This window comes from Pseudomonas sp. P39-UII1 (assembly GCF_039672635.1).
In the GTDB taxonomy this organism is placed as follows: Bacteria; Pseudomonadota; Gammaproteobacteria; order Pseudomonadales; family Pseudomonadaceae; genus Aquipseudomonas.
In genome coordinates, this window is sequence record NZ_JBDFPP010000002.1 from 163,921 (window position 1) to 186,778 (window position 22,858).

Consider the following 22,858-nt stretch of genomic DNA (forward strand, 5'->3'; position numbering starts at 1 on the left):
TATCAGGCACCGCCGCGGAAACAGCTCACGCCCCATGCCGTAAGCTTGAACGGCAGATGAAAGTGCTCCCGGGTATCGCCAATGCCAAATCGGTAAATCAGCTCGTCCATGAAAGGCATGTCGGGCAGTGCAGTACCCCGCGCCCGATAAAACGCCGCTACCTGAAGGCGCACCTCGTAAACACCCACAGCAAACCGCTCGCTGAGCTCATCCAGTTGCGGCAGCAGCCCGCGCTCGTCCACGTAACCTTCAAGCATGGGCGCTTGCCCGACCGCGCCGATACTCACCGCCATACCCTGCGCCACGCGCCCGCTGGCAATATCGACGACATGGATCGAAACACCCCCGTTCATTTCCAGAACCCGTCATGCGCGGTGGCCGCCTCGTCCTCAAGCATCGGGCCGTGCACGCACACATCCCGCTGGCCACGGGCAAACACCTCGCGGCACGGCAGGGAGAATGTCGGGTTCTCCGGATGCGCGCCGGTCAAGCCCAGCAGCGTGTGTTCCGACAGCGCGTACACCACGCGGCCGATGCCAGTCCAATAGACGGCGCCGGCACACATGCAGCAAGGCTCGGCACTGGTATAGAGCGTGCACTCGGCCAGCGCCTCCGGCGGCAGCGCTTTGGCGGCCAGGGCGGCGGCGACCAGTTCGGCGTGCTGGGTGGGGTCGCCTTCGGGTGGCATGGAGTTGTTGCCGGCGCTGGCGATCACCCGGCCGCTGGCATCGGCGACGATCGCCGCAAAAGGGTGTCGCCCGCGTTCGCGGGATTGCTCCGACAGGCGAATCGACTGGCGCAGCAGGTCCAGGTCGAGGGCGCTAACGCCGCTGGCAGCAGGCTGGTTGGAAGTAGTCATGACGGCTCCTTGGGTAGGCAGGTGGTAAGCGCGCCGTTGGGCGCGCAGCAAAACGGGTCACTTGGCCACGCTGGCATTGGCGGCGTGCGGGCCAGTGGCCTTGTCGTTGTTGAGCAGCAGGTTGAGGGTGATGGCGGCGATGGCGCCGAGGAAGATGCCGCTTTCCAGCACCAGCTTCAGCGGGCCGCTCAGGTGGTGGAACAGCGCGGGGAACGACATCGGCAACACACCGATACTCACCGACACGGCGACGATGATGCCGTTGCGGGTGCCTTCGAAGCGCACGCGTGACAGCTCCTGGATGCCCGCCACGGTGGTCATGCCGAACATGACGATGGCGCAGCCGCCCAGCACCGGCGTGGGCACGGCGGCGATCAGTGCGCCGAGTTTCGGGAACAGGCCCATCAACACCATGATCGCGCCAGCGGCGGCCACCACGAAGCGGCTCTTGACGTTGGAAAGGGCGATCAGCCCGGTGTTCTGGGTGAAGGCGTTGTACGGGAAGCTGTTGAACAGGCCGCCGAGCATGGTCGAAAACCCGTCGGCGCGGAACGCGTTGCCGAGCGTGGCCTGGTCGGTGGGCTTGCCAACCAGTTTGCCGATGGCCAGGCAGTTGCCGGTGGTCTCGGCCATGATCACCAGCATCGCCAGCAGCATGATCAGGATCGGTACGCTGGAGAACTGCGGCGCACCAAAGGCCATCGGCGGGCTGAGTTCGAACCACGCGGCTTGGCCGACGTTGCCGAAGTGCGTCATGCCGAAGGCCGCCGCCAGCAGGCTGCCGCACACCAGGCCGATCAGTACGCTGAGGTTGCCGATGAAGCCTGAAAAGCGTGCGTACACCACCAGCGTGATGGCCACGGTCGCCATGCCCAGCAGCAAGTTGGCGGGCTTGCCGAAGTCCGGCGCGTCCGGGTTGCCGCCACCCAGCCAGATGGCTGCTGCGGGCATCAGCGAGATGCCGATGATGGTGATCAGGCTGCCGATTACCACGGGCGGAAAGAACCGCAGCAGCCGGCTGAACAAGGGGGCGATGGCGATGGTGATGGCCCCCGCGGCGATCACTGCGCCAAACACCTCCTGCAGGCCGAACTGCTTGCCGATCATGATCATCGGCGCCAAAGCGATGAACGAGCAGCCCTGAATCAACGGCAGCCGCGCGCCGAAGCGCCAGAAGCCGAGGGTCTGGATCAGTGTGGCGATGCCGGAGGTGAACAGGTTGGCGTTGATCAGCGTGACGACCTGCGCCTGGGTCAGGCCCAGCGCGCCGCCGAGGATGAGCGGGACGGCGACGGCGCCGGCATACATCACCAGCACGTGCTGCAGGCCAAAGGTGAACAGCTGCCGCAGCGGTAGCACTTCGTCCACAGCGTGGACCGGGGTGGGGCTCATGGCGAGAATCTCCTGTAGGTGCGGCTCTTTTCGTTGTTTTCGGCGCCTGGAGTGACACGCAGTGCAGAGAGGCACGGGCAGCTGCCAGCGTTGTCGAGGGTGATAATCCTGCGAAACAAGCGATGGAACAAATGAGTAACCATCGTTAGCATCGATGGTTCACGTCACCATGCGGGGTTGGAGATGCGCTTTTCGCTGGAGCAATTGCAGGTGTTCGTCGCAGCGGTGCAGGCGGGGTCATTTTCCGCCGCAGCCAGGCGGCTGGGGCGTACTCAGTCGACGGTCAGTGCGGCGATCAGCAACCTGGAGGCGGACCTGGGCGTGGAGCTGTTCGACCGCAGCAGCCGCATCCCCGCATTGACTGCGGCTGGCCATAAATTGTTGTTGCGGGCGGAAGGTATTCTTGAGCGTTGCTATGCCCTGGAGGGCAGCGCCGACAGCTTGGCGGAACAGGCGGAACCCGCGCTCACGCTGGCCATCGAGGTGCCTTACGGCTCGCTGATCCCGGCGCTGAAAGCGTTTGACGAGGCCTTCCCTTTTGTCGACCTGCTGATTCGCCACCCCGTGCACGGCGATGTGAGCGAAATGGTGCACAAGGGCGAGGCAGACCTGGGCATCGCTTTTTCCCAGCCGGGTTACCCGCCGACGCTGGCCTTCCAGCAGTTGGGCAAGCTGATCATGGCCCACGTCTGCCACGCCAGGCATCCATTGGCGCAGCTACAAACCTGCCCCTTCGCCGCCCTGCATGCCCACCGCCGCCTGGCGTTCTTCGGCCACGCCCAAAAGCTGCCCAGCAGCGAATACCTGCGCGCCGCGCAGGTGTGGCAGGCCGAGAGTTACCTGGCGCTGGTGGAGATGGTGCGCGGTGGCTTGGGCTGGGCGACGTTGCCGCGGCAGTTGGTGCAGCGCGAGCTTGATTCGGGGGAGCTCATCGAGCTGCAGCTGGAGGCCTATCCGCATACTGACTGGCTGGTGGGCGTGGACCTGCTGTGGCACCAGAAGCGCCGACCGGGCAGGGCGGCGCAGTGGTTGCGGGACTGCCTGCGGCAAACCAAGGTGTACGAGCTGGACCGGCGAGGTATGCCTACCACGCTGTAGGCCGCGCTTTATGTCTTCGCTGTCGTCTATATTTCAACGTACATCGCATATCGCAAGGGATGCTCGTATGGCCAACTTCAAAGCGTTGATTGCGCTATTCACGTCGGCTGCCCTGATAGTGGCGTCTGGTACTGCCTTGGCCGACCCAGGTAACGGCAAGGGCAATGACAAAGGGCAGGGGCAGGGCAAGGGCCAGGCTCAGCACGGCCATGGGCAAGGTAATGCGGGGGGTAAAAAGTCCGGTTCTGGCGATGCGGATTGGCATGGCGGGCCGTCCATCGATCGGGGGGATGTGCTCGGTATCCTCGGCGGTCACCGCAGCTACTGGAGCCCAGGCCCCGCCTTGCCACCTGGTATCCAGAAAAACCTGGCGCGGGGTAAGCCACTGCCACCCGGTATCGCCAAGAAGCTCGATGGCCGGCTGCTGGGGCAACTGCCTCACTATGACGGCTACGAGTGGATGCAGGCCGGGGTGGACCTGATACTCGTGGCAGTTGCGACCGGGATCATCTACGAGGTCGTCAATGGGGCGTTCGATTGAGGCGCCCAGATTGTAAAGTGTTGGAAAAGCTCCCACAGGCTGGCCGTCAGCGCATCTAGAATCCGCGCGCTGCCCAACCTGGCGTCAGGCAGGCAGCCGATCTTGCCTTTGGAGTTTTTCGATGAAGTTGAAACACGTTGCCCGCGCAGCCCTTGTCGCGGCTTTGGTATCTACCCTGTCGGGTTGCTGGATGTTCATGCCGCCGGGCGGCGGTGGCGGTGGTGGTGGGCACGGCGGTGGCCATGGCGGCTTTGGCATGGGTGGCCACGGCGGCGGCCCTCGCTGATTTCCGACCTTCAGCCTGTGTAATCGTGCAAAGGAGAATGGGCGCAATGCGTTGCTGACTGTGTGGGAGCCGGCTTGCCGGCGATGCAGGCGCCGCAGTGTTTGGCACCGGCTTCGCCGGTGATCGCTGGCAAGCCAGCTCCCACAGTGATTGCGCAGGCTATGCTGTTGTTTTACAAGCTCCCGCTGGCGCTGGTGCTGCTCACCGGCCTGGCTGGCTGCAAGGAAAGCGCCTGAAGCCTGCTACGGAGCGGGCTTGCCCGCACCAGCCGCCACCAGCCCCAGTTTCACCACCCGCTCCTTGTGGGCCCGGTTCGCCACCCCAAACGGCACATGCACCATCGGCAAATCCCCTGCGGCCGACATCAGGTGGCTGCGCTGGTCATCGAAGAACATGTGCGGCTTGAGAATCGACAGCACCCGGTCCTTCTCCATCCCGCCCAGGAAGAACGACTCATCCGGCGAAACGCCCCAGTTCTTCAACGTCGTCACCACCCGCTCATGGGACGGTGCATTCCGCGCGGTGACGATGGCAATCCGCAGAATGCGCTTGTAGTCCGGGTCTTGCGCCAGCTTGCGATCCTCCAACTGGCGAATCAGCGACAGCTTGCGATAAAGGTCTGCCAGCGGCCCCGGCTGGTGCGGGATGGCCTTGTGCGCATGCTCATGGGCCTGAAATTCATTCAGGTCCTGGCGCTGCTTGTACACGCTCTCTGCCTCGTCATCGGCAATTACCCCATCGAAGTCGAAGGCCACGCGCAGTTCGGTGTCGATCTCGTCATCGTAGATCTTGCTCGGCAATACAAGGCCTGCGGGGTAGTCCGCGTCAATGGCGCGCTGCACGTCGCCTTCGTGGGCGCTGAGGAACAGTGACGCGTTGAATGCGGGAATGTACTCGTAGGGCGAACGGCCGGACATGAACGCCGCGCGGCTGATGTCCAGGCCGTAATGGTCGATCGAGCGGAACACCCGCAGGCCGGTCTCGGGTGAGTTGCGCGAGAGCAGCACCACTTCCACCGGCAGCTGCTCCGGGAAGGCCTTGTTGATGCTCAGGAAGCGGCGGATGAAGGGGAAGGCGACGCCCTTGGGAAAGGGCACATCGAGGTTGGCTTCCTGGTGCAGGCGGTAGGCTTCTACACCATCGGTCTGGTAGATGTCGTCGGACACGGTCAGGTCGAACAAGGCGCTGGAGGCGACGCCGACGACGAGTTTCTGTTCGATGGGGTAGGGCATGGGCGGCTTCCCTGAGTAAGTGGGGCTTAGCAAAACACAGCTGCAAGGCAAAAGCGACGTGGCCAGACCGCAAGCCGCAAGCTTTTGTTGATGGCCTATTGCCTTTAAACTTGAGGCAGGCCATTTACAGTCCTGAAGCTCTCCCCGCAGGGCTTGGGGCCCACCAGGCTCTGCCAGAAAAGGAAGTTAAACGTACACCTCAACGGGCGAAAAGTGAGGTGGCGATTATTTCGAAAACTGCCCTCAGCAGGCAGGTAAACCACAATGATACAAGGAAAGTCCATGCAATCCGGTGATGCCCAGCTTCATAAGTTCGGTGAGGTGCTTGAGCAATACAGCTTCTCAATTCCAGATTACCAACGAGGGTACTCGTGGGGGGAAGTGCAGTGGGAAGCCCTTTGGCGAGACATGAAGAACGTCGCTGGCAGCGGCGCTGAGCAACATTTCACGGGCATGATGCTACTTCGTAAAGGCGCCCTAAAGAGGGGCGTTCAGCTGGCCGAGGTGGTCGACGGTCAGCAGCGGCTACTAACAGTGATGTTGCTCGCCAATGCCCTGCGTGTGCGGACGGGGGCAAAACCTACGCGCTATGCATTGTGCTTCCAGGATAACAAGGAGTTCCAGGCATACTTTGATTTCTATGTATTGTGTGATGCACGGGCAGAGGCGCAGTTGACGCGTGAGCCCTCCAGTTACGCGCTAAATCTGAAGTCGGCATCGGAGTACTTCAACAGGGCAGTCGGTGAGCTGTCGAAGGAAGAAGCTGCGCACCTGCTCGATGTGCTGCTCGGTAAGTTTTGCCTGTTCATCCTGGCGGTGTCGCCGTCGTTTGATATTCATGTGGCTTTTGAAACGCTCAATAACCGCGGGCGGCTTCTTTCCAAGATGGAGCTGCTGAAGAACAGGCTTATCTACCTCACCACGGTCGTTGCCCAGCCGGGTGATGATGCGGAGGCGCTCCGTCATCAAATTCACCGCGCTTGGAAAGGGGTTTATCGGGCGCTGGGGCGCAGCGATAAAACCCAGCACCAGGATGATGAGTTCCTCATGGCCCACTCAACCGCTTATTTCAAACGTAAGCGTGACGCGAACTGGCTGGAAACGGTGTTGTTTCATGAAGTGTTTGCCCCCGGTGTCAAACAGACGACGTTTGGGTTTATCCGTAAGTACATCCACAGCTTGGAGTGTGCGGCGATCTGGTGGTCGCATATTCATGCGCCCGCACTTATGCCGCCGGCCCATCAGCAGCAATTAAGCCGGCTTGAGCATTGCGGCTTCGCATTTTTCAAACCGTTGATTTTGTCGGCGTATTTGCGCGCCTCTGCGAATGTGCTGGGAGCCACGAGCGCGCCGCAGGAGCATGCTCAATCGTTATCCTCCGTGGAAAAGCTGCTCGGGGAAGTAGAGCGGTTCGTCGTGGTAATCTTGAGGTTGTCGGGGGGCAGGGCAACATTGGGGAGAGCCGACATGGAGTCCGCAGCCTACACGCTGTTGGAGCCTGGCAGGGACGGTTTTCTGGTAGAAGAATATGGCATGGACGAACTGGATGATCATGCTGCAATTGACCTGGTAGCGCGATTGGTCAGAGCGTGGGTCAGTAACGACGAAACAGCGCAAGGGGGTTACGATGACGACGATTTCCCATGGCTGGGCTTGTTCAGTCACTCGGAGCTTCAAACCAATATTGATCGCCGCTTCCAGAACGGGGACGGCTTTTATAAATGGGACTTCACACGTTTAGCGCTCTATGAGTACGAGGCCAGCTTCCATAATAATGGCAACAACCCGTTGAAACTGGCGTGGTCCGATTTCCATTTTGATGAAACCGTTGAACACATCTTTCCGCAAAATCCCTCGGGGCAGGGCGAGGCATACTGGGGGCAGAGGTTCTATGTGGATGGCCGTTCCGATGTGAATAAGCGCATCACAAAAGCACTGCAAAACTCACTCGGTAATTTGCTGCTTTTGTCTCGTAGCGCGAACGGTGCGGCTTCCAATGAGGCCTATACCATCAAGTTGGGGCGAACGGAGAAAGGCAAGCGGTCACGGTATGAAAACTGCAGTTATTCTGCCACTGAGGTTGCCCAGGTCTTTCGAGAGTGGGACGCGCAGAATATCGCCGTCCGCGGTGTGGCGCTGTTGAAGTTCGTTGAAAAGCGCTGGGATATTAAATTGTCAACCACGCCTGATGATTTGAAGAGTTACCTGGCGCTGTGTTTTGGTCAGCAAGCACAGGCCATACGGGAGGGCAAGGCCGGCGCGTTTTCTACGAGAAGCCTGAAGCCCAGCCTTTCGGCCAAGCGGGTGAGTGTGAGAGCGTGATTCTCGCTTGTGGAAAACCTTGAGCGTTCACGCACGAAGTGAAAGTTCGTTATTGCTTTGATCTTGCTAAAGCAAGCTTGCCCTCGCGGGCAAGCTTGCTGAGCACGGCGTTAAGTGCAATGGGATTGAAGGGCCTCGCACACCTCAAGGTTAAGCTTCACAAACACATCCCATTCATAGGTGCGCGAATAATGCAGCTCATACTGCCGATCAACCCGACAGATCTCTGGCCTGTCGGCGTAAATCGCGCAGCGCTTGCTCGCCACGTCATGATGCCTGCACGTACCGTCCCCCCGGTCGAGAAAGCGCGTTTCCTCGGCGAGGTGTACATTTCGGCAGCACAGCCCGCACTGGTTACAGGGGAAAGGCTGCATCGCCTAAACCAGCGACGCTAGCCATTTGCGAGAGCTTGCACTATTGCCCATTTCGAAGGGCAGTTCGATATTGCGTTTGGCCACTTCTTCTTTCAGCACGCTGCCACGCTGAAGTTCGCTGTTGCAGGCGGCCAGCGTCAGGGAGAACTCCAGCAACTCGTCTGCATCCAGGTTGAATTCGAGCTGGCTGAGCTCGGTCAGGTAACGGTCCAGTTCCGCATTCACCGACTCGAAGTGTTTAACCACTCCGGCATGGGGCATGATCGACTCGATGAAAGCCCACAGCTTCAGCGCCAAAGGGCTGTGCAGCAGGAAGTAGTTCAGGCCCAGCGTGACCACACCGGTGATTAACGCACTGGCGAACGCTACCAGTTCACCCCCGAACGGGAAGCTGCACAGCGGTAGTAATTGCGCATGCACCATGGTCCCCACGACGGTGGCGGCCCCTAAGGACATCAAACTGGTAACGGCCTTGCACAGGTCAACGAAGGCCAGTTTCTCAGGGTTGAAGATCATCAGTTTTACGGCCTGGACCAACTGGCTCCAGACTTCGCGGATAATCTTGATCGCCATAACCTTGGTGGTGGCGAACACATTGAACAGTGTGGCAGTGGCGCTGGCCATGACGCCTGCGAAAACACCGTCCTTGAAACCGACGAGAAAGTCCGTGAAACGGGCTTTCACGCGTTCCCAGATGCCTTTGAGGGTAGCGTTGACGCTGTCGATGAAGGCTTCGAAGTCGAACTTGTGCTTGATCTTCTCAAGCAATACCGGCACCTGTGTGCGTAATTCGAACCAGACCTCGGCCAACACCAGGCCAAGCATCTGGCGAGTACCCATTTTCAGTCCTGCATCCAGCGATGCAGACGCACTCTGCTTCCAGAATTTGCTGCTGGTGTAGTAAGTGCGGTTGATCTGCTCGTTGTAGGGGGCCCTGGCAGCCTCGTCGCGTTTACGCATCTCTTCAGGGTCGATGGCCTTCAAGGCTTCGATCTTGTTCTCGTCTTTGCGAATCTGGTCTTCCAGTACGCGCGCATTATGCTGCTGTTGTGGGGTGTCACGCGGCAGTGAGGCCAAGCGTGCCCGATCTTTCACCAATTTGGTTTCGCTCTTGTTAATGAGCGTGGGCAGTTGGTTCAAGTAGTCGTTGATTGGCGTTTGGCCTTTGGACTTGTTGACGCTCTCGTGTGTCGTTTGCAGGTTACTGCTCTGGTTGGCCAGTTCAACACCGCTCAGGCCGGCTAGCACACGGCCTGCATCGTCATCAATTTCCTTGGCGCTGATAACGTGATCGAGGTTGCGCTTTTGCGCTGTGCTCAAGGTTGTATTGCGGTATGGGTCGTGAAGCTCGCCAGCCTGGTGGGTGGCCTTGTCCCGTCGGCCCGTGTCGATGTAGTTCTGATGCTGATGGTATGGATCCGGATTGTAGTCGCCGCGTTGTTCATAGCGCTGCTGCTCTTGCTCAGTCGCCCAAACGCCGTTGCGGGCATTGTGAACAGTGTCCACATTCCCGCCGTGTTTGTCCTGAAACAAGAGAAAGTCCAGGCCAAAGCTGGTGGTCAAGCTATTGACTACGGTCTTTTCGAGCTCTTCAGCCCAGGGATAGTCTCGCGCTGCTGCGTGCATATTCGGATCCATGAAAAACGGATGGAAGAGGAGGGGAAGGTGGCCCTTCCCCTTGAAGCATCAAGCCGCTTCGACTTTCGAAGCTTCTGCGCCGGCATTGACCATCACTTTGTCGAGTTCGCTCTCGTTGAGAATCATCGAGCCGTCGCTGTCCAGTTCCATGGTCGGTACGCCTTCTTTGTTTTTGGCGACCTCTCCGTTGACCTTCTTGAGCTTGAAGATCGGGGTGGTGATGACGTTCACCAGGATGCTGGCCAGGGCGTAGCCGTTTTCGATGGTGCTTACGATCGAGTCGTTGAATTTAGCCAGCTCTGCTTGAGCGTCGACGTTGCGACCTTTGAGGTCTTGAAGGAAGGCGTCGATATCTTTGAGGTTGTCGAAGTACTGGTTGAACTGGGCATAAATGGACATCAACGAGCGGCGGATCTTGCGTACATAGTGTTCGGTTTCACCGAGCAACTCAGTGGCTTGGGTGAGTTTGCCGATGGCAGCCGTTACTTCCTGGTCAGCCTTGTGGGCATTCTTCAGTGCTTCCTCGCCATGGCTGTTGTACGCCCAGCCAGCAATGGCCAGGACCGGTGCAGCCACCGCAGCGCCGAGGATGGCGGTGCCGCCCGCCATGCCCAGGCCGCCCGTGGCCAACGAACCACCGCCAATGGCTGCAAGGGTAGCGTTGGTGGCAGCGACGCCTGCCAGCGACGAGATCGCAGTGCCGGTCGACGCTGCGCCCAAGGCCATCACGCCGCCGTAGACGGCGAAGCCAGCCGCAGCGCCTGCGGTGCCAGCACTGGCCACGGTACCCAGTACACCCACCGCAGTGAAGCTGTAGTTATCAACCTTCTGCAGGTTGTGCTTTGGAATATTGACTTCCAGTTTGTGCTGGCGGCCGGTATTCATCTGCTGCAGCAGTTTGTCGGCAAGGACCTTGAACTCGGCAAAGCTCTGACCGATTTCGAGTTCTTTTTTACCCAGATTATCGAGTGCGGACGTGGTCTTGGTTTCCTGTTCCTCAAAGACGTCCTTCTTCGCCTCGTAGCGATCTTGGGCAGCTTTGACAATATCGTCGGCTTCCGAATGACGTTGATACCCGTCGTAGCCTTTTTTGGCACCGTAGGCTGCGGTAACCAGGGCGGCGGCACCGAGGATGAGAGGAAGCGGCATGGCAATGTCCTTTTGGTAGGTTCGATAACTATCGATGACTGAGTGCAGCTTAATAACGGTAAAGGGGTAATGGGTCAGGCCGGACAAGGTTCAAGGTAGAACGCATGCATTGAACGCAAGCGCTGACGGATCTCATCGACCCAGACTTGCGGGGCGTGCACACGGATGTTGTCGTTGAGCCCGAAGATCCACCACAGCGTCTCGCGGTCTAACGGCACCTTGGCGTGCAATCTTTTCCAGTCTTGGGAGGGAAGGTCGCTCAAGACTTGGTCATGGCTCAGTGGTGTCTCGCGCAGCAGGGTGGCAATCTGGGGATCGACATCGGCGACCAGTTCCACCTGCGCATTGGCTTGGCGCAAGTTGAACACGCCGCTGGCGATGTATTCGTCGACATCAAAGGCACTGTGCAACTCGGCAGGCTCGTCCATCACTTCAATGTGCTGAATGCGATGCAGCGCAAACTGGCGCAGGTCGCTGTAGTTACCCACTGTCGCGATCAAGTAGCTGATTGCATGGCGCGAAACCAGCCCTGCAGGGTGCAGGCGGAACTGCTTGATGGCCTCTTTGCTGCGGCTTCGATAGCTCACCTGAAGTTGTCGACGCTCAAGTAGCGCACGGGAAACGTCTGCCCAGACTTGAGGCGATAAAGAGGCCGGAAGCAAGGTTTTGCCGTTGGGAAGTGCGCGTACGCGCCGAGCCCAATCGGCCAACCCGTTGCCGCCCACCCCATGCAGATAATTACGGGCACGGCGGAATTGTGGCCCTAGTTGGTCCAGAACAGTTTGAGGCAGCAAGGCATTGAGATGGTTTTCCGACAGGTAAAGCGCTAATGCCGTGGGGGCGTCCATGTCTTGCAGTTGCAAGGGGGCATTGCGAGTAAAACTCCAGCGGAAGGGTGTCTCGCTGCTGTCACACACTAAAGAGAAGGGGATGGAGAGCCGATTCAAGTCACGTTGAATTGAGCGAAGCGTCACTGAGAAACCGCGATCGCGCAGTTTTTCCAGCAGCGTTGTTGTAGCGATGCGCTGTGGCTCTGTCGGAATAAGCCGAAGCAGGGCGAACAGTCTTAGCAGCGTGTCCTTCGCTTGTGACATGAAAAACGACCTTGTTTTTGATTACCGGGTTACCCGGTACGACGTCTGGCGGTGCGAATCGTACCGTTGAATGGTGGCGTTATGCTAGTGATTGATGGCGGTTTAATGGCGCCAGCTCACTGCCGCTGCTGTTTCTCGCGCTTAAGTTCGCTGTACTCCCGGTACCACTCATATCCTTTTTTGAGCACAACGGCGAAGCCGATTACGGCAAACAGGTTTTTCATCAGGTGCTTCTCTTGGGCTGTGCGAGCAGTTTTGGCCATGAGGGCGTCAATCTGTGTCGCTTGCAGTGGGTCGCAATTACCGCTGCCAATACGGCTGTCAAAGCGCAGCAGGGGGCTGCAGAGCAGTGAGGCCCTTACGGGCCTCATGGCGGGGAGGGAGAGGGAGCTGCTGGGTTGATGCTCGCTTAAGTCATTCTTTGGTAGCGGTGCAACCCTTACTCATAAAGCCAAGGTTTCAGCGCTTCCAGGTTCTTCACCACAATCTGCTGCGCGGACGCCTTGGGCTCCAGCTTGTTCGGGTCGATCTGATACCGTTGCAGCACATACCCGACCAACGCACATCGTGTCGGGATCACCAGCTCTCCACCTTCCATGCCAAAGTCGATCTCAATGATTGCCTTCTGCGCAGGCTTGAGCCGCGAATCCGGTTCGATGACCACATCCACCCGCGTATTCCAGTCGTCGTCGGCATCGATCAGGTTCTCGCTCATGCGCTCGAACTCGGGCTCGCCCCTGAACCGGCTCAACACGAAGTCCCGGTATTTACGGTTCTTCTCGCAGTAAGCCCGCACATGCCAGCGCATGCCGGTGTAGACCAGCGTGTGCGGCGAGATCAGGCGTGTTTCCGGCACTGGGTTGGCCAGCGACACATACTCGATGGATATCACTTCACCGTTGCGGCATGCCTTGAGCAGCGGGCGTAGCACGGCGGGGCGGATGGTCCGGTCCGGCACCTCCAGCACCTTGGTATGGGCATAGGCCAGCGCCAAACCTTCGACATGCGGTGCCCGCGAGTGCGTCTGGTTCAGCAGCTGCAAATAGGCATTGGCGCTGTCATCGATGAACAGTGGCGTGAAGTGCTTGCCGGGTACATAACCTTTCAGCTGCTTGTCATATGTAAGGTTTTTAGGCGCATGCTCGCTGATGTAGGTGTTGATGTCCTTGGAGGCTTGCTGGCGGCTGATGCCGAAGCTCTGCATCAGGTGCCCCGTGGTCAGGCGGCCTTCCCACCAGGCGACGGTTTCGATCAAACGATAGCGAAGTGCCAGGTCCCAGCGGACCTGGTTGATTTGCTGGGTGCGTTTCATGGCCCGTCCATGTGCGTGATTTGTTTACCTGTACAAGTCTACAATCTATACGTGTAAAAAATCACTACATATCCTTTGGCTGTCTTCGCAACAAACTGACCTGGCTAAAAGGATTGAACATGACTACGACGGATATGATCTCGGCAGCGGCGCTTTTGATGATGGTGGTGATTGCAGTGCTGCTTTTGGTCCAGTACCTCAAGCTGCAGGAAGTGTGGACAACCATCGTCAATTGCCGCTCGGCCCTGCGTTGGGCGCGCATTCAAGAGTCCGAAAACAGGGAGCTTCGCTCGGCGCTGCGTGCGGAGAAGGCGCACGTGAGCCAGCTCCAGCGCAAGGTGAGTGTGCTGCAAGAGCTGCTGCCTGAAGGCAAGTAGACACAGGCGTTTTATTCCACCGCGCAGTCGGGGTCGGCAACGTGCGCAGGTTCAGTCGTTGCCTACATCACGTTGATTTTGCCATCCAGATTGCATTCGCGGTCACCTCCACCCATCCCATCGGGGAAAAATGCCGAGAGATCATAAGGCAGCAGCACTGTATCCAGTGCCAACGAGAAGGGCACGTCTACCAGGCCTATCCAGGCGCCTTCGTTGCGGATGGCGAAATTCCAGCCAAAACGCGTGCCCGGATACACACAGCGCTCGCCATCAAGGTGGGTCAACAGGCTCCAGCAGCCGCTCAGCATCAGTGCCAACGCCAGCACTAAGCCTCTGGCAATCCATCGCATCATAGGTCGAACTTCCGTTTCATCGTTTTGGTCATCCTGTCGGCGTCCTTGACGGCCGGCAGTGTACCTTACCGGTCGCTGATCTGAATCAACCCCGTCCACCAATCCACCACTATGCTGAAGCCTTCAACCCACGCTCAATCAGGTCAACAAGGAGGCCTCCATGAAAGCTGCAGTTGTTGCCAAAGGGCAGCGCGTCGACGTGGTGGAAAAGACCCTGCGCCCGCTCGCGCACGGCGAAGCGCTGTTGAAGATGCAGTGCTGTGGCGTGTGCCACACCGACCTGCACGTCAAGAACGGCGATTTCGGTGACAAGACCGGCGTGATCCTCGGCCACGAGGGCATTGGCGTGGTCGTGGAAGTGGGGCCGGGCGTCACCTCGCTCAAGCCGGGGGACCGGGCCAGTGTGGCGTGGTTTTTCCAGGGCTGCGGGCATTGCGAATATTGCAACAGCGGTAACGAAACGCTGTGCCGCGAGGTGAAGAACTCCGGGTACACCGTCGACGGCGGCATGGCCGAGGCCTGCATCGTGGTGGCCGACTACGCGGTAAAAGTGCCGGACGGGCTCGACTCGGCGGCGGCCAGCAGCATCACCTGCGCGGGTGTGACCACCTACAAGGCGGTGAAGTCGTCGAACATCCGGCCTGGGCAGTGGATTGCCATCTATGGCCTCGGCGGCCTGGGCAACCTGGCGCTGCAGTATGCGAAAAATGTGTTCAACGCGCGGGTCATCGCGATTGATGTCAATGATGAGCAGCTGGCGTTCGCCAATGAAATGGGCGCCGACCTGGTGGTCAATGCGCGCACTGAAGATGTGGCCAAAGTGATCCAGGCTAAAACCGGTGGCGCACATGCTGCCGTGGTAACGGCGGTGTCGAAAAGCGCCTTCAACTCGGCGGTCGATGCGCTGCGTGCCGGTGGCCGGTTGGTGGCTGTCGGCTTGCCGCCAGAGGCCATGAGCCTGGACATTCCACGCCTGGTACTCGACGGCATCGAGGTGGTCGGCTCGCTGGTCGGTACCCGGCAGGATCTGGCGGAGGCCTTCGAGTTTGCGGCGCAAGGCAAGGTGGTGCCGAAAGTGACACTGCGGCCGATCGAAGACATCAACGACATCTTCGAGGAAATGCTTGAAGGGAAGATCAAGGGCCGCATGGTGATCAACTTCGCGGATTGAGGTAGCGGCACCCCCCTCAACACTCGTGTGGGAGCGGGCTTGCCCCGCGAAGGGGCCCGGCCAGGCACTGGTGGTGTATGGCCAGGGCTTCGCCCTGGTTCGCGGGGCAAGCCCGCTCCCACAAAATCAGCACTGAGCCCGCGCAGATAGTGTGGGAGCCGGCTTGCCGGCGATCACCGGTGGAGCCGGTGCCATCCAATGAGGCACCTCCTTCGCCGGCAAGCTGGCGCCCACAAAGCGAAAGCCCAGCCTACTGCGCCTGCCCGCGGTCCAGCGCCTGCGCCACGGCATTCACGAACACCGCCTGCTCGTCATACAGCGAGCTCGGCGTTTCGGCATTCTTCCAGGTCGACCACTGCACCACCACCAGATGCTCGGCGGGGTTGATGGCAATGGTCTGGCCGAAGATCCCCAACGCCCAGAACGTCTGGTCGCTGTGCGCCGTTTTCTTCGGCTCGGCCTTGGCATCCGGCGCGGGCGCGTTGTACCACCACTGGTAGCCGTATTGCCCGTTCGGCGCTGCGGCGGTCACCGAGCCTTTGGCCTGGGTCCAGTGGGTAGAGCGCGCAATCCAGTCATCCGGCAACAGCTTCTCACCGCCCGGCAACTGGCCGCCGCTCAGCACGAACTGGCCGAACCGGCCCCAGTCGCGCAGGGTAGCGTTGAAACCGTGGCCGCCCATGTCGACCTTGCCGGGCACTAGCGCGTGCCACACGCCGTCCTGTTGCATGGCATAGCGGCTCCAGACTTGCTTCTCCAGGTACTGGGCGATGGTCTGGCCGGTGGCGTTTTCCAGCACGCGGCCCACCAGCCAGGCGCCACCCGTGTTGTACGACCAGACCTCGCCAGGCTTGACCCCCGGCTTGCGCTTCACCGAGCGCACCAGGTTGAGTACGCACTGGTACGGGTCGGGCTTTGCTTCGCACTGGGTCATGTGCGAGAAGTCGGAATCCTTCGACGCGTAGTTCTCGTCCCAGACCACCCCGGAGGTGTGTTGCATGAGCTGGTGCAGGGTCACGTCTGCCCAGGCACTGCCTTTGAGTTCGGGGACGTACTGGGTAATCTTGTCGTCCACCGACTTGATCTTGCCTTCCTTGATGGCCACGCCCACCAGCACGCTGACCACCGACTTGGCCACCGAGCGTGAGGTCCACAACGTCTGCGCGGTATTGCCTTGCGCATAATGCTCATAGGCCACCTTGCCATCCTTGAGCACCAGCAGGCCGGTCACGCTTTGGTTATGCAGGTAGTCGGCCAGGCCTTGGGGCTTGCCATCCAGGGTGTAGCGCACGTCGGCGAGCTTGTGGTCGGCTTCGGGCAGCGGGTAGGGCTTGGCGCCGTGGGTGGCGAAGACGTCACCGCCGTACAGGCGGTAGGTGTTGCGAAAACCGACCACGCGGGTGGCCTGGTCCCAGGTGAGCATGTCCTTGGCGGCGGGCAGCACCTTGTCGAAGGGTTGCGGGCACGCCTGCAGCCCGGGCACGCCGCACGGCCCCTTGGCGTCGTCGGCATGCACCGCGCCGGTCATGGCGGCCAGCACGGACAACACGGTGAAGGATCGTTTTATTGTTGGTATCGCCAGCATGGGCGGCTCCTCGTTGGGCGTGGAAGTACGCCTTGCGAGTGTCGAGAACTTGCGGCACGCGGAAAAGCACAATAAATTTTCAGCCACTATTAAAAAAACTGACAGCCCAAGGACGTTCAACCATGACGATTGACCGGCTGCCACCGCTGAATGCGGTGCGCGCCTTCGAAGCGGCTGCGCGTTTGGGCAGTTACGTGGCGGCGGCCCGCGCGTTGCACGTCACCCAGCCAGCGATTGGTCGGCATGTGAAAATCCTCGAAGACTGGCTGGGCGTGCGCCTGCTCGACCGTTCGCCGCGTGGCGTCAGCCTGACCCAGGACGGTGCGCACTATTACCAGGCGGTGGCCGAGTCGCTGCAGCTGCTGGCAGACGCCGGCATGCGCTGCGGGCGGCGCAGTGCCGAGCGCTGGTTGCGCATCATGTGTGTGCCGGCGTTCGCGTCGCGCTGGCTGACGCCACGGATAGAAGCGCTGCGTGCACTGCGCCCGGAACTGAAGATTGCCATTGAACCCAACGCCACTTTCACCAGCGTCGATGCCCGCCAGGCCGACCTTGGGATTGCCTATGGCCTGCCTGGGGAGTTGGCCGGCGTGCGCGAGGTGTTGATCCGCCCGCAAGTGTTTGCCGTGTGTTCCCCAAACTACCGGGCGCAGTTGCCCGCGCAACTGTCCGTTCGCGACTTGCCCCGCTGCAAGCTCATCCATGTCGACGACGGCAACTGGTGGAGCAGCTGGTTTGCCGCCCAGGGCATTCGGGTGAGGGCCAAGGCCGATACTTCGCACATGAGCAATGACATCGTGCTGAACCTGGCGCAAAGCGGGCACGGGATTGCCTTGGCCACCGACGTGCTGGTCGGGCGCGAATTGGCGGCGGGGAGCCTGGTGCGCTGTGTGGAGCAGGGCGTACCGCTGGAGAGTTACCAGGTGCTCGCACCTTCGCCAATGCTGGGTGAGGATGCGTTGTGGTTCATCGAATGGCTGAGGGCGAGCCTGCGCGAGGCTTACCCCGCAGCTGTGGTATGAGGCAATTGTCACCAGGTGATTGGCTGGCCATCCCACGCCCAGAAGCTGCCACTGTCCGCCGGCCCATGGCGGGCAATCTGTTCAAGGATGCACTGCGCGGCAAAGGCAGGCTCGAACAGTTGTTCAGCGGGCACGTTCGCCTGAAACGGCTGCGACAGGCCGGTATCGGTGGTGCCGGGGTGAAGTAACAGCACCGTGGACGCTGGGTTGAGGCGTTTGAGCTCGATGCTCGCGGTGTGCAGCAACTGGTTCAGCGCCGCTTTGCTGGCGCGGTAGCTGTACCAGCCGCCCAGGCGATTGTCACCGATCGAACCCACGCGCGCTGAAAGGGCGGCGAAGGTGCAAGGTTGCTTGCGCAACAATGGCAGCAGGTGTTTGAGCAACAGGACCGGCGCGAAGGCGTTGGTGGCGAAGCTGGCCTGCAGGCTTGCCAGATCAAGTTGCGCCAGGGCCTTTTCCGCTTTGGCGCCGCCCTGCTGCAGAATCCCCAAGGTGCAGATCACCCAATCAAGGTGGGTACAGTGTCGGCCAACTTCCTGCGCAAGCGCGGCGAGCGACGGTTCGCTGCGGGCGTCGCAATCCAGCCGAATCAGGCGCTCGCCATGGGTCGAGGCGAGGGCTGCCAGCGACGCCTCGCCGCTGGCCTGGCGCGATACCGCCCACACCTGCCCCACGTCGGCACGGGCAAGCAGCTGCGTACAGAGCGCCAAGCCGATGCCCTGGCTGGCACCACAGATGAGTACATTCAGCGCCATGGCGCTGTGCCTACTCGCGCTCGAGCCGCTTGAGCAGCGCCTTGGCCACACCCTCCGAGGAGGCAGGGTTCTGCCCGGTGATCAAGTGGCCGTCCTCCACCACGTAGCTTGCCCAGTCTGCAGCCTTGGAATACTCGCCGCCTTTGCTCTTGAGCATGTCTTCGACCAGAAACGGCACCACCTGGGTAAGCCCGACGGCGTCTTCCTCGCTGTTGGCGAACCCGGTCACCTGCTTACCCTTGACCACGGGGTGGCCGTCCGGTGCGTTGACGTGCTTGAACACGCCCGGTGCATGGCAGACGGCGGCAATCGGCTTGTTGGAGGCGTAAAAGGCTTCCAGCAGCGTTTTGGAATCCTTGTCCTCGGCCAGGTCCCACAGCGGCCCATGGCCACCGGGGTAGAACACGGCGTCGAAGTTGTAAGGGTCGATTTCGCTCAGCGGCACTGTGTCGGCCAGCGCCATTTGCCCTTCGGTGTCGGTGCGAAAACGCCGGGTGGCGTCGGTCTGCGCGTCGTCCTCGTCGCTCTTTGGGTCCAGGGGTGGCTGGCCGCCCTTTGGCGAGGCCAGGGTGACGTCGGCGTTGGCGTCGATGAACACATAGTAGGGAGCGGCGAACTCTTCCAGCCAGAAGCCGGTTTTTTTGCCGGTATCACCCAACTGATCGTGGGATGTCAGCACCATCAGGATCTTTTTCATCAGAGCCAGTCCTCCAAGCGTGAATGGGCAGCGCGCCGTTCGCCCTGCATTACTGTGGGAGGCCGCAGCAGGGCAGACGTTCCCTGCGCGGGGTATTTCAGGTGGACTATCAACGCTGCCGCGTGGCCATGTGTCATGCCAGCACCAGCGGCCACCCCTGGTGATTGGCAACCATGAAGTCCACGAACACCCGCACGCGTGCCGGCATTGCTGGGCCGCCGACGAACACGGCGTGGATCGGCTCCCGGTCGCCGGGGTTGTAAGCCTCCAGCAGCGGCACCAGTTCGCCGCTTCGCAGCTCGTCGGCCACGGTGAAGGTACCGATCCGCGCAATGCCGGCCCCCACCTTGGCCATTTGCGCCAGCGCCTCGCCGCTGCTGCACTCGATGTTGCCGGCCACCTTTAGCGAAAACGCCTGCCCCTCGCGAACGAACGGCCATTCGGACACCGCACGGCGGAAGTTGAAACGCAGGCAGTTGTGCCGGGCCAGGTCTTCAGGTTGCTGGGGGGCACCGCAGCGTTCGAGGTACGCGGGCGAGGCGACGATGACTTCGCCGGTGTCGCCAATGAAGCGAGCACTCAGCGAGCTGTCCGGCAGATGGCCGAAGCGCAAGGCGACATCGGCCTGGCCGCCGAGAATGTCGGTGACCTCGTCACTCAGCGTCAGGTCGACCAGCACTTGCGGGTACAGGGCGCTGAACGCGGCCACTAGCGGCACCACGGTCTGCCTGCCGTGGCCAAGCGCGGCGCTGACCCTCAGCCGGCCCCGGGGCACGCCTTGGTCGGTGATGGCTTCTTCGACTTCGACCAGGTCGGCCAGGATGCGCCGTGCCCCGTGCAGGTAGGCGTCGCCCTCGGCGGTCAGGGTGATCGCCCGGGTGGTGCGCAACAGCAGGCGCGTGCCCAGGCGTTGCTCGGTGCGGGCGATGATGCGGCTGACGGCCGACGGTGTCAGGCCGAGTACACGCGCGGCTGCCGACAGGCTGCCTTCGTCCACCACCTTGGCAAATACCTCCATCTCGCCGGAGCGGCCGTTGTAGTCCATTTGTGCCTCTTGCGCAAAGGTGGTTGCCAGAAAAGCGGTCTAGTGCTTTGAAAGCTCGAATCGTAGCATTCCACGCACAGATTAGGAGCTTTGCCATGCGTATCAATCCACCTCTCGTCGCACTCTCCGTCGGTGCCTTCGGCATCGGCGTCACCGAGTTCGCACCCATGGGCATGTTGCCCAGTATCGCCGCCGACCTCGGCGTATCGATCCCCGCTGCGGGGCTGCTCGTCAGCGCCTACGCCATTGGCGTGCTGATCGGCGCTCCGCTGATGACTTTGGCCACCGGCAAGATCCCGCGGCGGTATCTGCTGATCGGGCTGATGGCGATTTTCACCTTGGGCAACCTGATGTCGGCGCTGGCCACCGATTACCAGAGCCTGCTGATCGCCCGCGTGGTCACATCGCTCAACCATGGCGCGTTCTTTGGCGTCGGCTCTATCGTCGCGGCCAGCCTGGTGGCGCCGGAAAAACGCGCCGGGGCCGTGGCGGCAATGTTCATGGGGCTGACACTGGCCACCATTGGCGGCGTGCCGATGGCGACCTGGTTCGGCGAGCTGATGGGCTGGCGTACCGCGTTCTGGGGCATTGCCGGCCTTGGCCTGGTGACGATGGTGGCGCTGTGGTTTGCCTTGCCCAACCTGAAACTGCCTGCCAGCGATGGCGCGCTGGCCGAAATCCGCGTGCTGGCCCGCGGGCCTGTGCTGTCGGCGCTGGCGCTGACGGTGGTGGGCTCCAGTGCGATGTTCACGGTGTTCACCTATATCGCGCCTATCCTGCACAGCGAGGCCGGCGCCTCGACCACCTTCATCACGGCCATGCTGGTGCTGTTCGGTGTCGGCCTGACCTTGGGCAACGTGTGGGGTGGCAAGGCAGCGGACCGTTCGGTCGACCGCACCTTGATCGTCTCGCTGGCGGTGCTGATTGCAGTGTTGCTGGTGTTCCCGCTGGTGCTGGGCTGGCCGCTGCCGACTGCCGTGGCGATCCTGGTCTGGGGCGCGGCCAGCTTCGCCCTGGTGCCGCCGCTGCAGATGCGTGTGATGGAAGCCGCCAAGGACGCGCCTAACCTGGCGTCGGCGGTGAACATCGGTGCGTTCAACCTGGGCAATGCCATCGGGGCTGCATTGGGTGGTGCGGTGATCAATGCGGGGTTGGGTTATCCGGCGATTGCCGTCGCAGGGGCGACGATGGCGGGGCTGGGGCTGCTGATGACGGTGGCCTGGCGTGCACGGCCGCAAACGCTGGCGAACCAGCTGTCATAGGTCTTCACAAACCTTACAGAGGTAGCAGAGGACATTGTGGGAGCCGGCTTGCCGGCGATGCAGGCACCGCGGTGCATGGCACCGGCCTTGCCGGTGATCGCCGGCAAGCCGGCTCCCACAGAGGTCCCGTCTAGGTTGCAGAACCGTGTTTGTGCCTCGGTGCCAAGTAGCCCGCCGCACACTTGAGCGCAAACCCCAGCACAACCGCTACCCCCGCACTGACGAATATCGTCTCGCGCCCCGCGCTCTGCTGCTGCACTGCCACGAACGCAGGCGCCAATGCTGCCGCGCCCATCTGCAGAATACTCACCCAGGGTGTCAGCGTGCCCTTCGGGTCGTTGGTGGCTATCGCCCCCATGTAATACGTCAGCGCCAGCACCCAGCCAAAGTTCATCAGGAACAACGCCCCGCACAGCTGCTCTGCTTCATGGGAATAGCGTGCCAGCAGCACGATCGACAGCAGCACCAGCAGCGAGCCGAAACCGATCATCGGCCCCCGCCTTACCCGTGCCCCCAGCAGGCTCGGCAGCGCGCCGCCAGGCAGGCCACCGAGTATTCCCAAGCCGAAGGCCCAGCCCACATCCACCGGCCCGATCCCACGCTCACGCGCCAGTTGGTCGACAAACCCCCAGATGCAATAGATGGCCAGCTGCAGGCATAGCATCCCCAGCAACGCATAGCGCCCGAGCAGTGCCGAGCCGCCACCGCACTGTGCCAGCTGCTGCGGCGCCTGGTGATGCAGCCGGGAGGGGATCACCAGCGCAGCCGCGGCAATCAGCACGAACCAAAAGCCAATGGAGGCGATCGCCCCGCGGTTGCCAATCAGCGCTGCCAACTGCGGCATGCACGTGGCGTACAGCGCGAACACTGCCGTCTGGATCAGCAGCGACAGCCCGTACGAGCGATCCTGCCCGGGCATGCGCCCCAGCCCACTGATCGCCCCTGCGTACAACAGCCCAGCGGCCATGCCGCAGGCCAGGCGGCAGACGATCAGCGCCGTCAGCGAATCCAGCGCGCCGCTCAGCAAGTTCAGTGCGCCAGCCACCAGTGCGGCGGCAAGGTACAGGCCGCGGCCAGGGCACCGCCGCCCCACCACAGGCAGCAGCAAGCTGCCCAGCAAGGTGCCGGCCATTTCGACGGAAAGAATCCAGCCTTGCTGGCTTAGGTTCAGGTTCAGCCGCTCGCTCACCAGGCCGATGAAGATCGGTTGCACGCCAATGATGATCAGCGCCGTGGCGGCGATGTAAATCAGGGCGGCACGCAGAAGCAGGGTGTTTTTATTGTTGTGCATTGG

Annotated in this window: 24 protein-coding genes; 9 read left to right on the forward strand and 15 right to left on the reverse strand. The window is 61.2% G+C overall.

The window, feature by feature from the left end; all coding sequences use genetic code 11:
• Positions 1-2: 2 nt before the first annotated feature.
• From ABEH27_RS03455 to ABEH27_RS03465, 3 genes are read right to left on the reverse strand one after another with little or no spacing between them, the layout of a single operon-like run.
• Entirely contained in the window at positions 3-353 is a 351-nt protein-coding gene (locus tag ABEH27_RS03455) for a hydroxyisourate hydrolase (RefSeq protein WP_346612213.1), read from the reverse strand.
• Positions 350-859, reverse strand: a complete 510-nt coding sequence (locus ABEH27_RS03460) for a nucleoside deaminase (protein WP_258652939.1) — start codon at positions 857-859, stop codon at positions 350-352. Before ABEH27_RS03460 ends, ABEH27_RS03455 begins: the two co-directional genes overlap by 4 nt.
• A 57-nt stretch (positions 860-916) precedes the next feature.
• Positions 917-2,251, reverse strand: a complete 1,335-nt coding sequence (locus ABEH27_RS03465) for a nucleobase:cation symporter-2 family protein (protein WP_346612214.1) — start codon at positions 2,249-2,251, stop codon at positions 917-919.
• 183 nt (positions 2,252-2,434) lie between these two features.
• Between ABEH27_RS03465 and ABEH27_RS03470 the strand changes: the two genes are divergently transcribed.
• The 4 genes from ABEH27_RS03470 (at position 2,435) to ABEH27_RS03485 (ending at position 4,412) form a co-directional block, all read left to right on the forward strand.
• Positions 2,435-3,349, forward strand: a complete 915-nt coding sequence (locus ABEH27_RS03470) for a LysR family transcriptional regulator (RefSeq protein WP_346612215.1) — start codon at positions 2,435-2,437, stop codon at positions 3,347-3,349.
• A 67-nt stretch (positions 3,350-3,416) separates the two neighbouring features.
• On the forward strand, positions 3,417-3,890 hold the full coding sequence (locus ABEH27_RS03475) for an anti-virulence regulator CigR family protein (protein WP_346612216.1): 474 nt from the start codon (positions 3,417-3,419) through the stop codon (positions 3,888-3,890).
• A 121-nt stretch (positions 3,891-4,011) separates the two neighbouring features.
• Positions 4,012-4,176: a hypothetical protein gene (locus tag ABEH27_RS03480; protein WP_346612217.1), complete on the forward strand. Its 165-nt coding sequence runs from the start codon at positions 4,012-4,014 to the stop codon at positions 4,174-4,176.
• Positions 4,177-4,250: 74 nt separating this feature from the next.
• Positions 4,251-4,412, forward strand: coding sequence for a hypothetical protein (locus ABEH27_RS03485; protein ID WP_346612218.1), 162 nt, complete (start codon positions 4,251-4,253; stop codon positions 4,410-4,412).
• Between the two features lie 6 nt (positions 4,413-4,418).
• Here ABEH27_RS03485 and ABEH27_RS03490 read toward each other — a convergent pair whose 3' ends face one another.
• Positions 4,419-5,408: a 5'-nucleotidase gene (locus ABEH27_RS03490; protein WP_346612219.1), complete on the reverse strand. Its 990-nt coding sequence runs from the start codon at positions 5,406-5,408 to the stop codon at positions 4,419-4,421.
• Between the two features lie 282 nt (positions 5,409-5,690).
• Here ABEH27_RS03490 and ABEH27_RS03495 point away from each other — a divergent pair, with 282 nt between their 5' ends.
• Entirely contained in the window at positions 5,691-7,730 is a 2,040-nt protein-coding gene (locus tag ABEH27_RS03495; protein WP_346612220.1) for a DUF262 domain-containing protein, read from the forward strand.
• A gap of 110 nt (positions 7,731-7,840) precedes the next feature.
• Here the strand turns inward: ABEH27_RS03495 and ABEH27_RS03500 are convergent, their stop codons facing one another.
• The 5 genes from ABEH27_RS03500 to ABEH27_RS03520 form a co-directional block, all read right to left on the reverse strand.
• Entirely contained in the window at positions 7,841-8,104 is a 264-nt protein-coding gene (locus ABEH27_RS03500) for a YkgJ family cysteine cluster protein (protein WP_346612221.1), read from the reverse strand.
• A gap of 3 nt (positions 8,105-8,107) precedes the next feature.
• Positions 8,108-9,730: a hypothetical protein gene (locus tag ABEH27_RS03505; RefSeq protein ID WP_346612222.1), complete on the reverse strand. Its 1,623-nt coding sequence runs from the start codon at positions 9,728-9,730 to the stop codon at positions 8,108-8,110.
• A 60-nt stretch (positions 9,731-9,790) separates the two neighbouring features.
• On the reverse strand, positions 9,791-10,978 hold the full coding sequence (locus ABEH27_RS03510) for a hypothetical protein (RefSeq protein WP_346612223.1): 1,188 nt from the start codon (positions 10,976-10,978) through the stop codon (positions 9,791-9,793).
• Positions 10,966-11,985 (reverse strand): WYL domain-containing protein, encoded by a 1,020-nt coding sequence (locus ABEH27_RS03515; protein WP_346612224.1) that lies wholly within the window; start codon positions 11,983-11,985, stop codon positions 10,966-10,968. The genes ABEH27_RS03510 and ABEH27_RS03515 overlap by 13 nt, the downstream gene beginning before the upstream one ends.
• Before the next feature lie 439 nt (positions 11,986-12,424).
• Positions 12,425-13,297, reverse strand: a complete 873-nt coding sequence (locus tag ABEH27_RS03520) for a WYL domain-containing protein (RefSeq protein ID WP_346612225.1) — start codon at positions 13,295-13,297, stop codon at positions 12,425-12,427.
• A gap of 119 nt (positions 13,298-13,416) precedes the next feature.
• Between ABEH27_RS03520 and ABEH27_RS03525 the strand changes: the two genes are divergently transcribed.
• Complete coding sequence (locus tag ABEH27_RS03525) at positions 13,417-13,674, forward strand: hypothetical protein (protein ID WP_346612226.1); 258 nt, start codon at positions 13,417-13,419, stop codon at positions 13,672-13,674.
• Positions 13,675-13,736: 62 nt separating this feature from the next.
• Here the strand turns inward: ABEH27_RS03525 and ABEH27_RS03530 are convergent, their stop codons facing one another.
• Positions 13,737-14,027, reverse strand: a complete 291-nt coding sequence (locus tag ABEH27_RS03530; protein ID WP_346612227.1) for a YceK/YidQ family lipoprotein — start codon at positions 14,025-14,027, stop codon at positions 13,737-13,739.
• 160 nt (positions 14,028-14,187) lie between these two features.
• Here ABEH27_RS03530 and adhP point away from each other — a divergent pair, with 160 nt between their 5' ends.
• A complete protein-coding gene (adhP, locus tag ABEH27_RS03535; protein WP_346612228.1) occupies positions 14,188-15,198 on the forward strand; it encodes an alcohol dehydrogenase AdhP in 1,011 nt (336 codons plus the stop codon).
• A 250-nt stretch (positions 15,199-15,448) separates the two neighbouring features.
• On the opposite strand, the gene ABEH27_RS03540 is transcribed toward adhP, so the two are convergent.
• Positions 15,449-16,783 (reverse strand): serine hydrolase, encoded by a 1,335-nt coding sequence (locus ABEH27_RS03540; RefSeq protein ID WP_346612229.1) that lies wholly within the window; start codon positions 16,781-16,783, stop codon positions 15,449-15,451.
• A gap of 122 nt (positions 16,784-16,905) precedes the next feature.
• Between ABEH27_RS03540 and ABEH27_RS03545 the strand changes: the two genes are divergently transcribed.
• On the forward strand, positions 16,906-17,805 hold the full coding sequence (locus ABEH27_RS03545; protein WP_346612230.1) for a LysR substrate-binding domain-containing protein: 900 nt from the start codon (positions 16,906-16,908) through the stop codon (positions 17,803-17,805).
• An 8-nt stretch (positions 17,806-17,813) separates the two neighbouring features.
• On the opposite strand, the gene ABEH27_RS03550 is transcribed toward ABEH27_RS03545, so the two are convergent.
• The 3 genes from ABEH27_RS03550 to ABEH27_RS03560 form a co-directional block, all read right to left on the reverse strand.
• Positions 17,814-18,560, reverse strand: coding sequence for an SDR family NAD(P)-dependent oxidoreductase (locus tag ABEH27_RS03550; RefSeq protein ID WP_346612231.1), 747 nt, complete (start codon positions 18,558-18,560; stop codon positions 17,814-17,816).
• Positions 18,561-18,570: 10 nt separating this feature from the next.
• Positions 18,571-19,257 (reverse strand): type 1 glutamine amidotransferase domain-containing protein, encoded by a 687-nt coding sequence (locus ABEH27_RS03555; protein ID WP_346612232.1) that lies wholly within the window; start codon positions 19,255-19,257, stop codon positions 18,571-18,573.
• A 133-nt stretch (positions 19,258-19,390) separates the two neighbouring features.
• Positions 19,391-20,302, reverse strand: a complete 912-nt coding sequence (locus ABEH27_RS03560; protein WP_346612233.1) for a LysR family transcriptional regulator — start codon at positions 20,300-20,302, stop codon at positions 19,391-19,393.
• 95 nt (positions 20,303-20,397) lie between these two features.
• Between ABEH27_RS03560 and ABEH27_RS03565 the strand changes: the two genes are divergently transcribed.
• Complete coding sequence (locus ABEH27_RS03565; protein WP_346612234.1) at positions 20,398-21,564, forward strand: MFS transporter; 1,167 nt, start codon at positions 20,398-20,400, stop codon at positions 21,562-21,564.
• 130 nt (positions 21,565-21,694) lie between these two features.
• Here ABEH27_RS03565 and ABEH27_RS03570 read toward each other — a convergent pair whose 3' ends face one another.
• Positions 21,695-22,855, reverse strand: a complete 1,161-nt coding sequence (locus ABEH27_RS03570) for an MFS transporter (RefSeq protein ID WP_346612235.1) — start codon at positions 22,853-22,855, stop codon at positions 21,695-21,697.
• Positions 22,856-22,858: the final 3 nt, after the last annotated feature.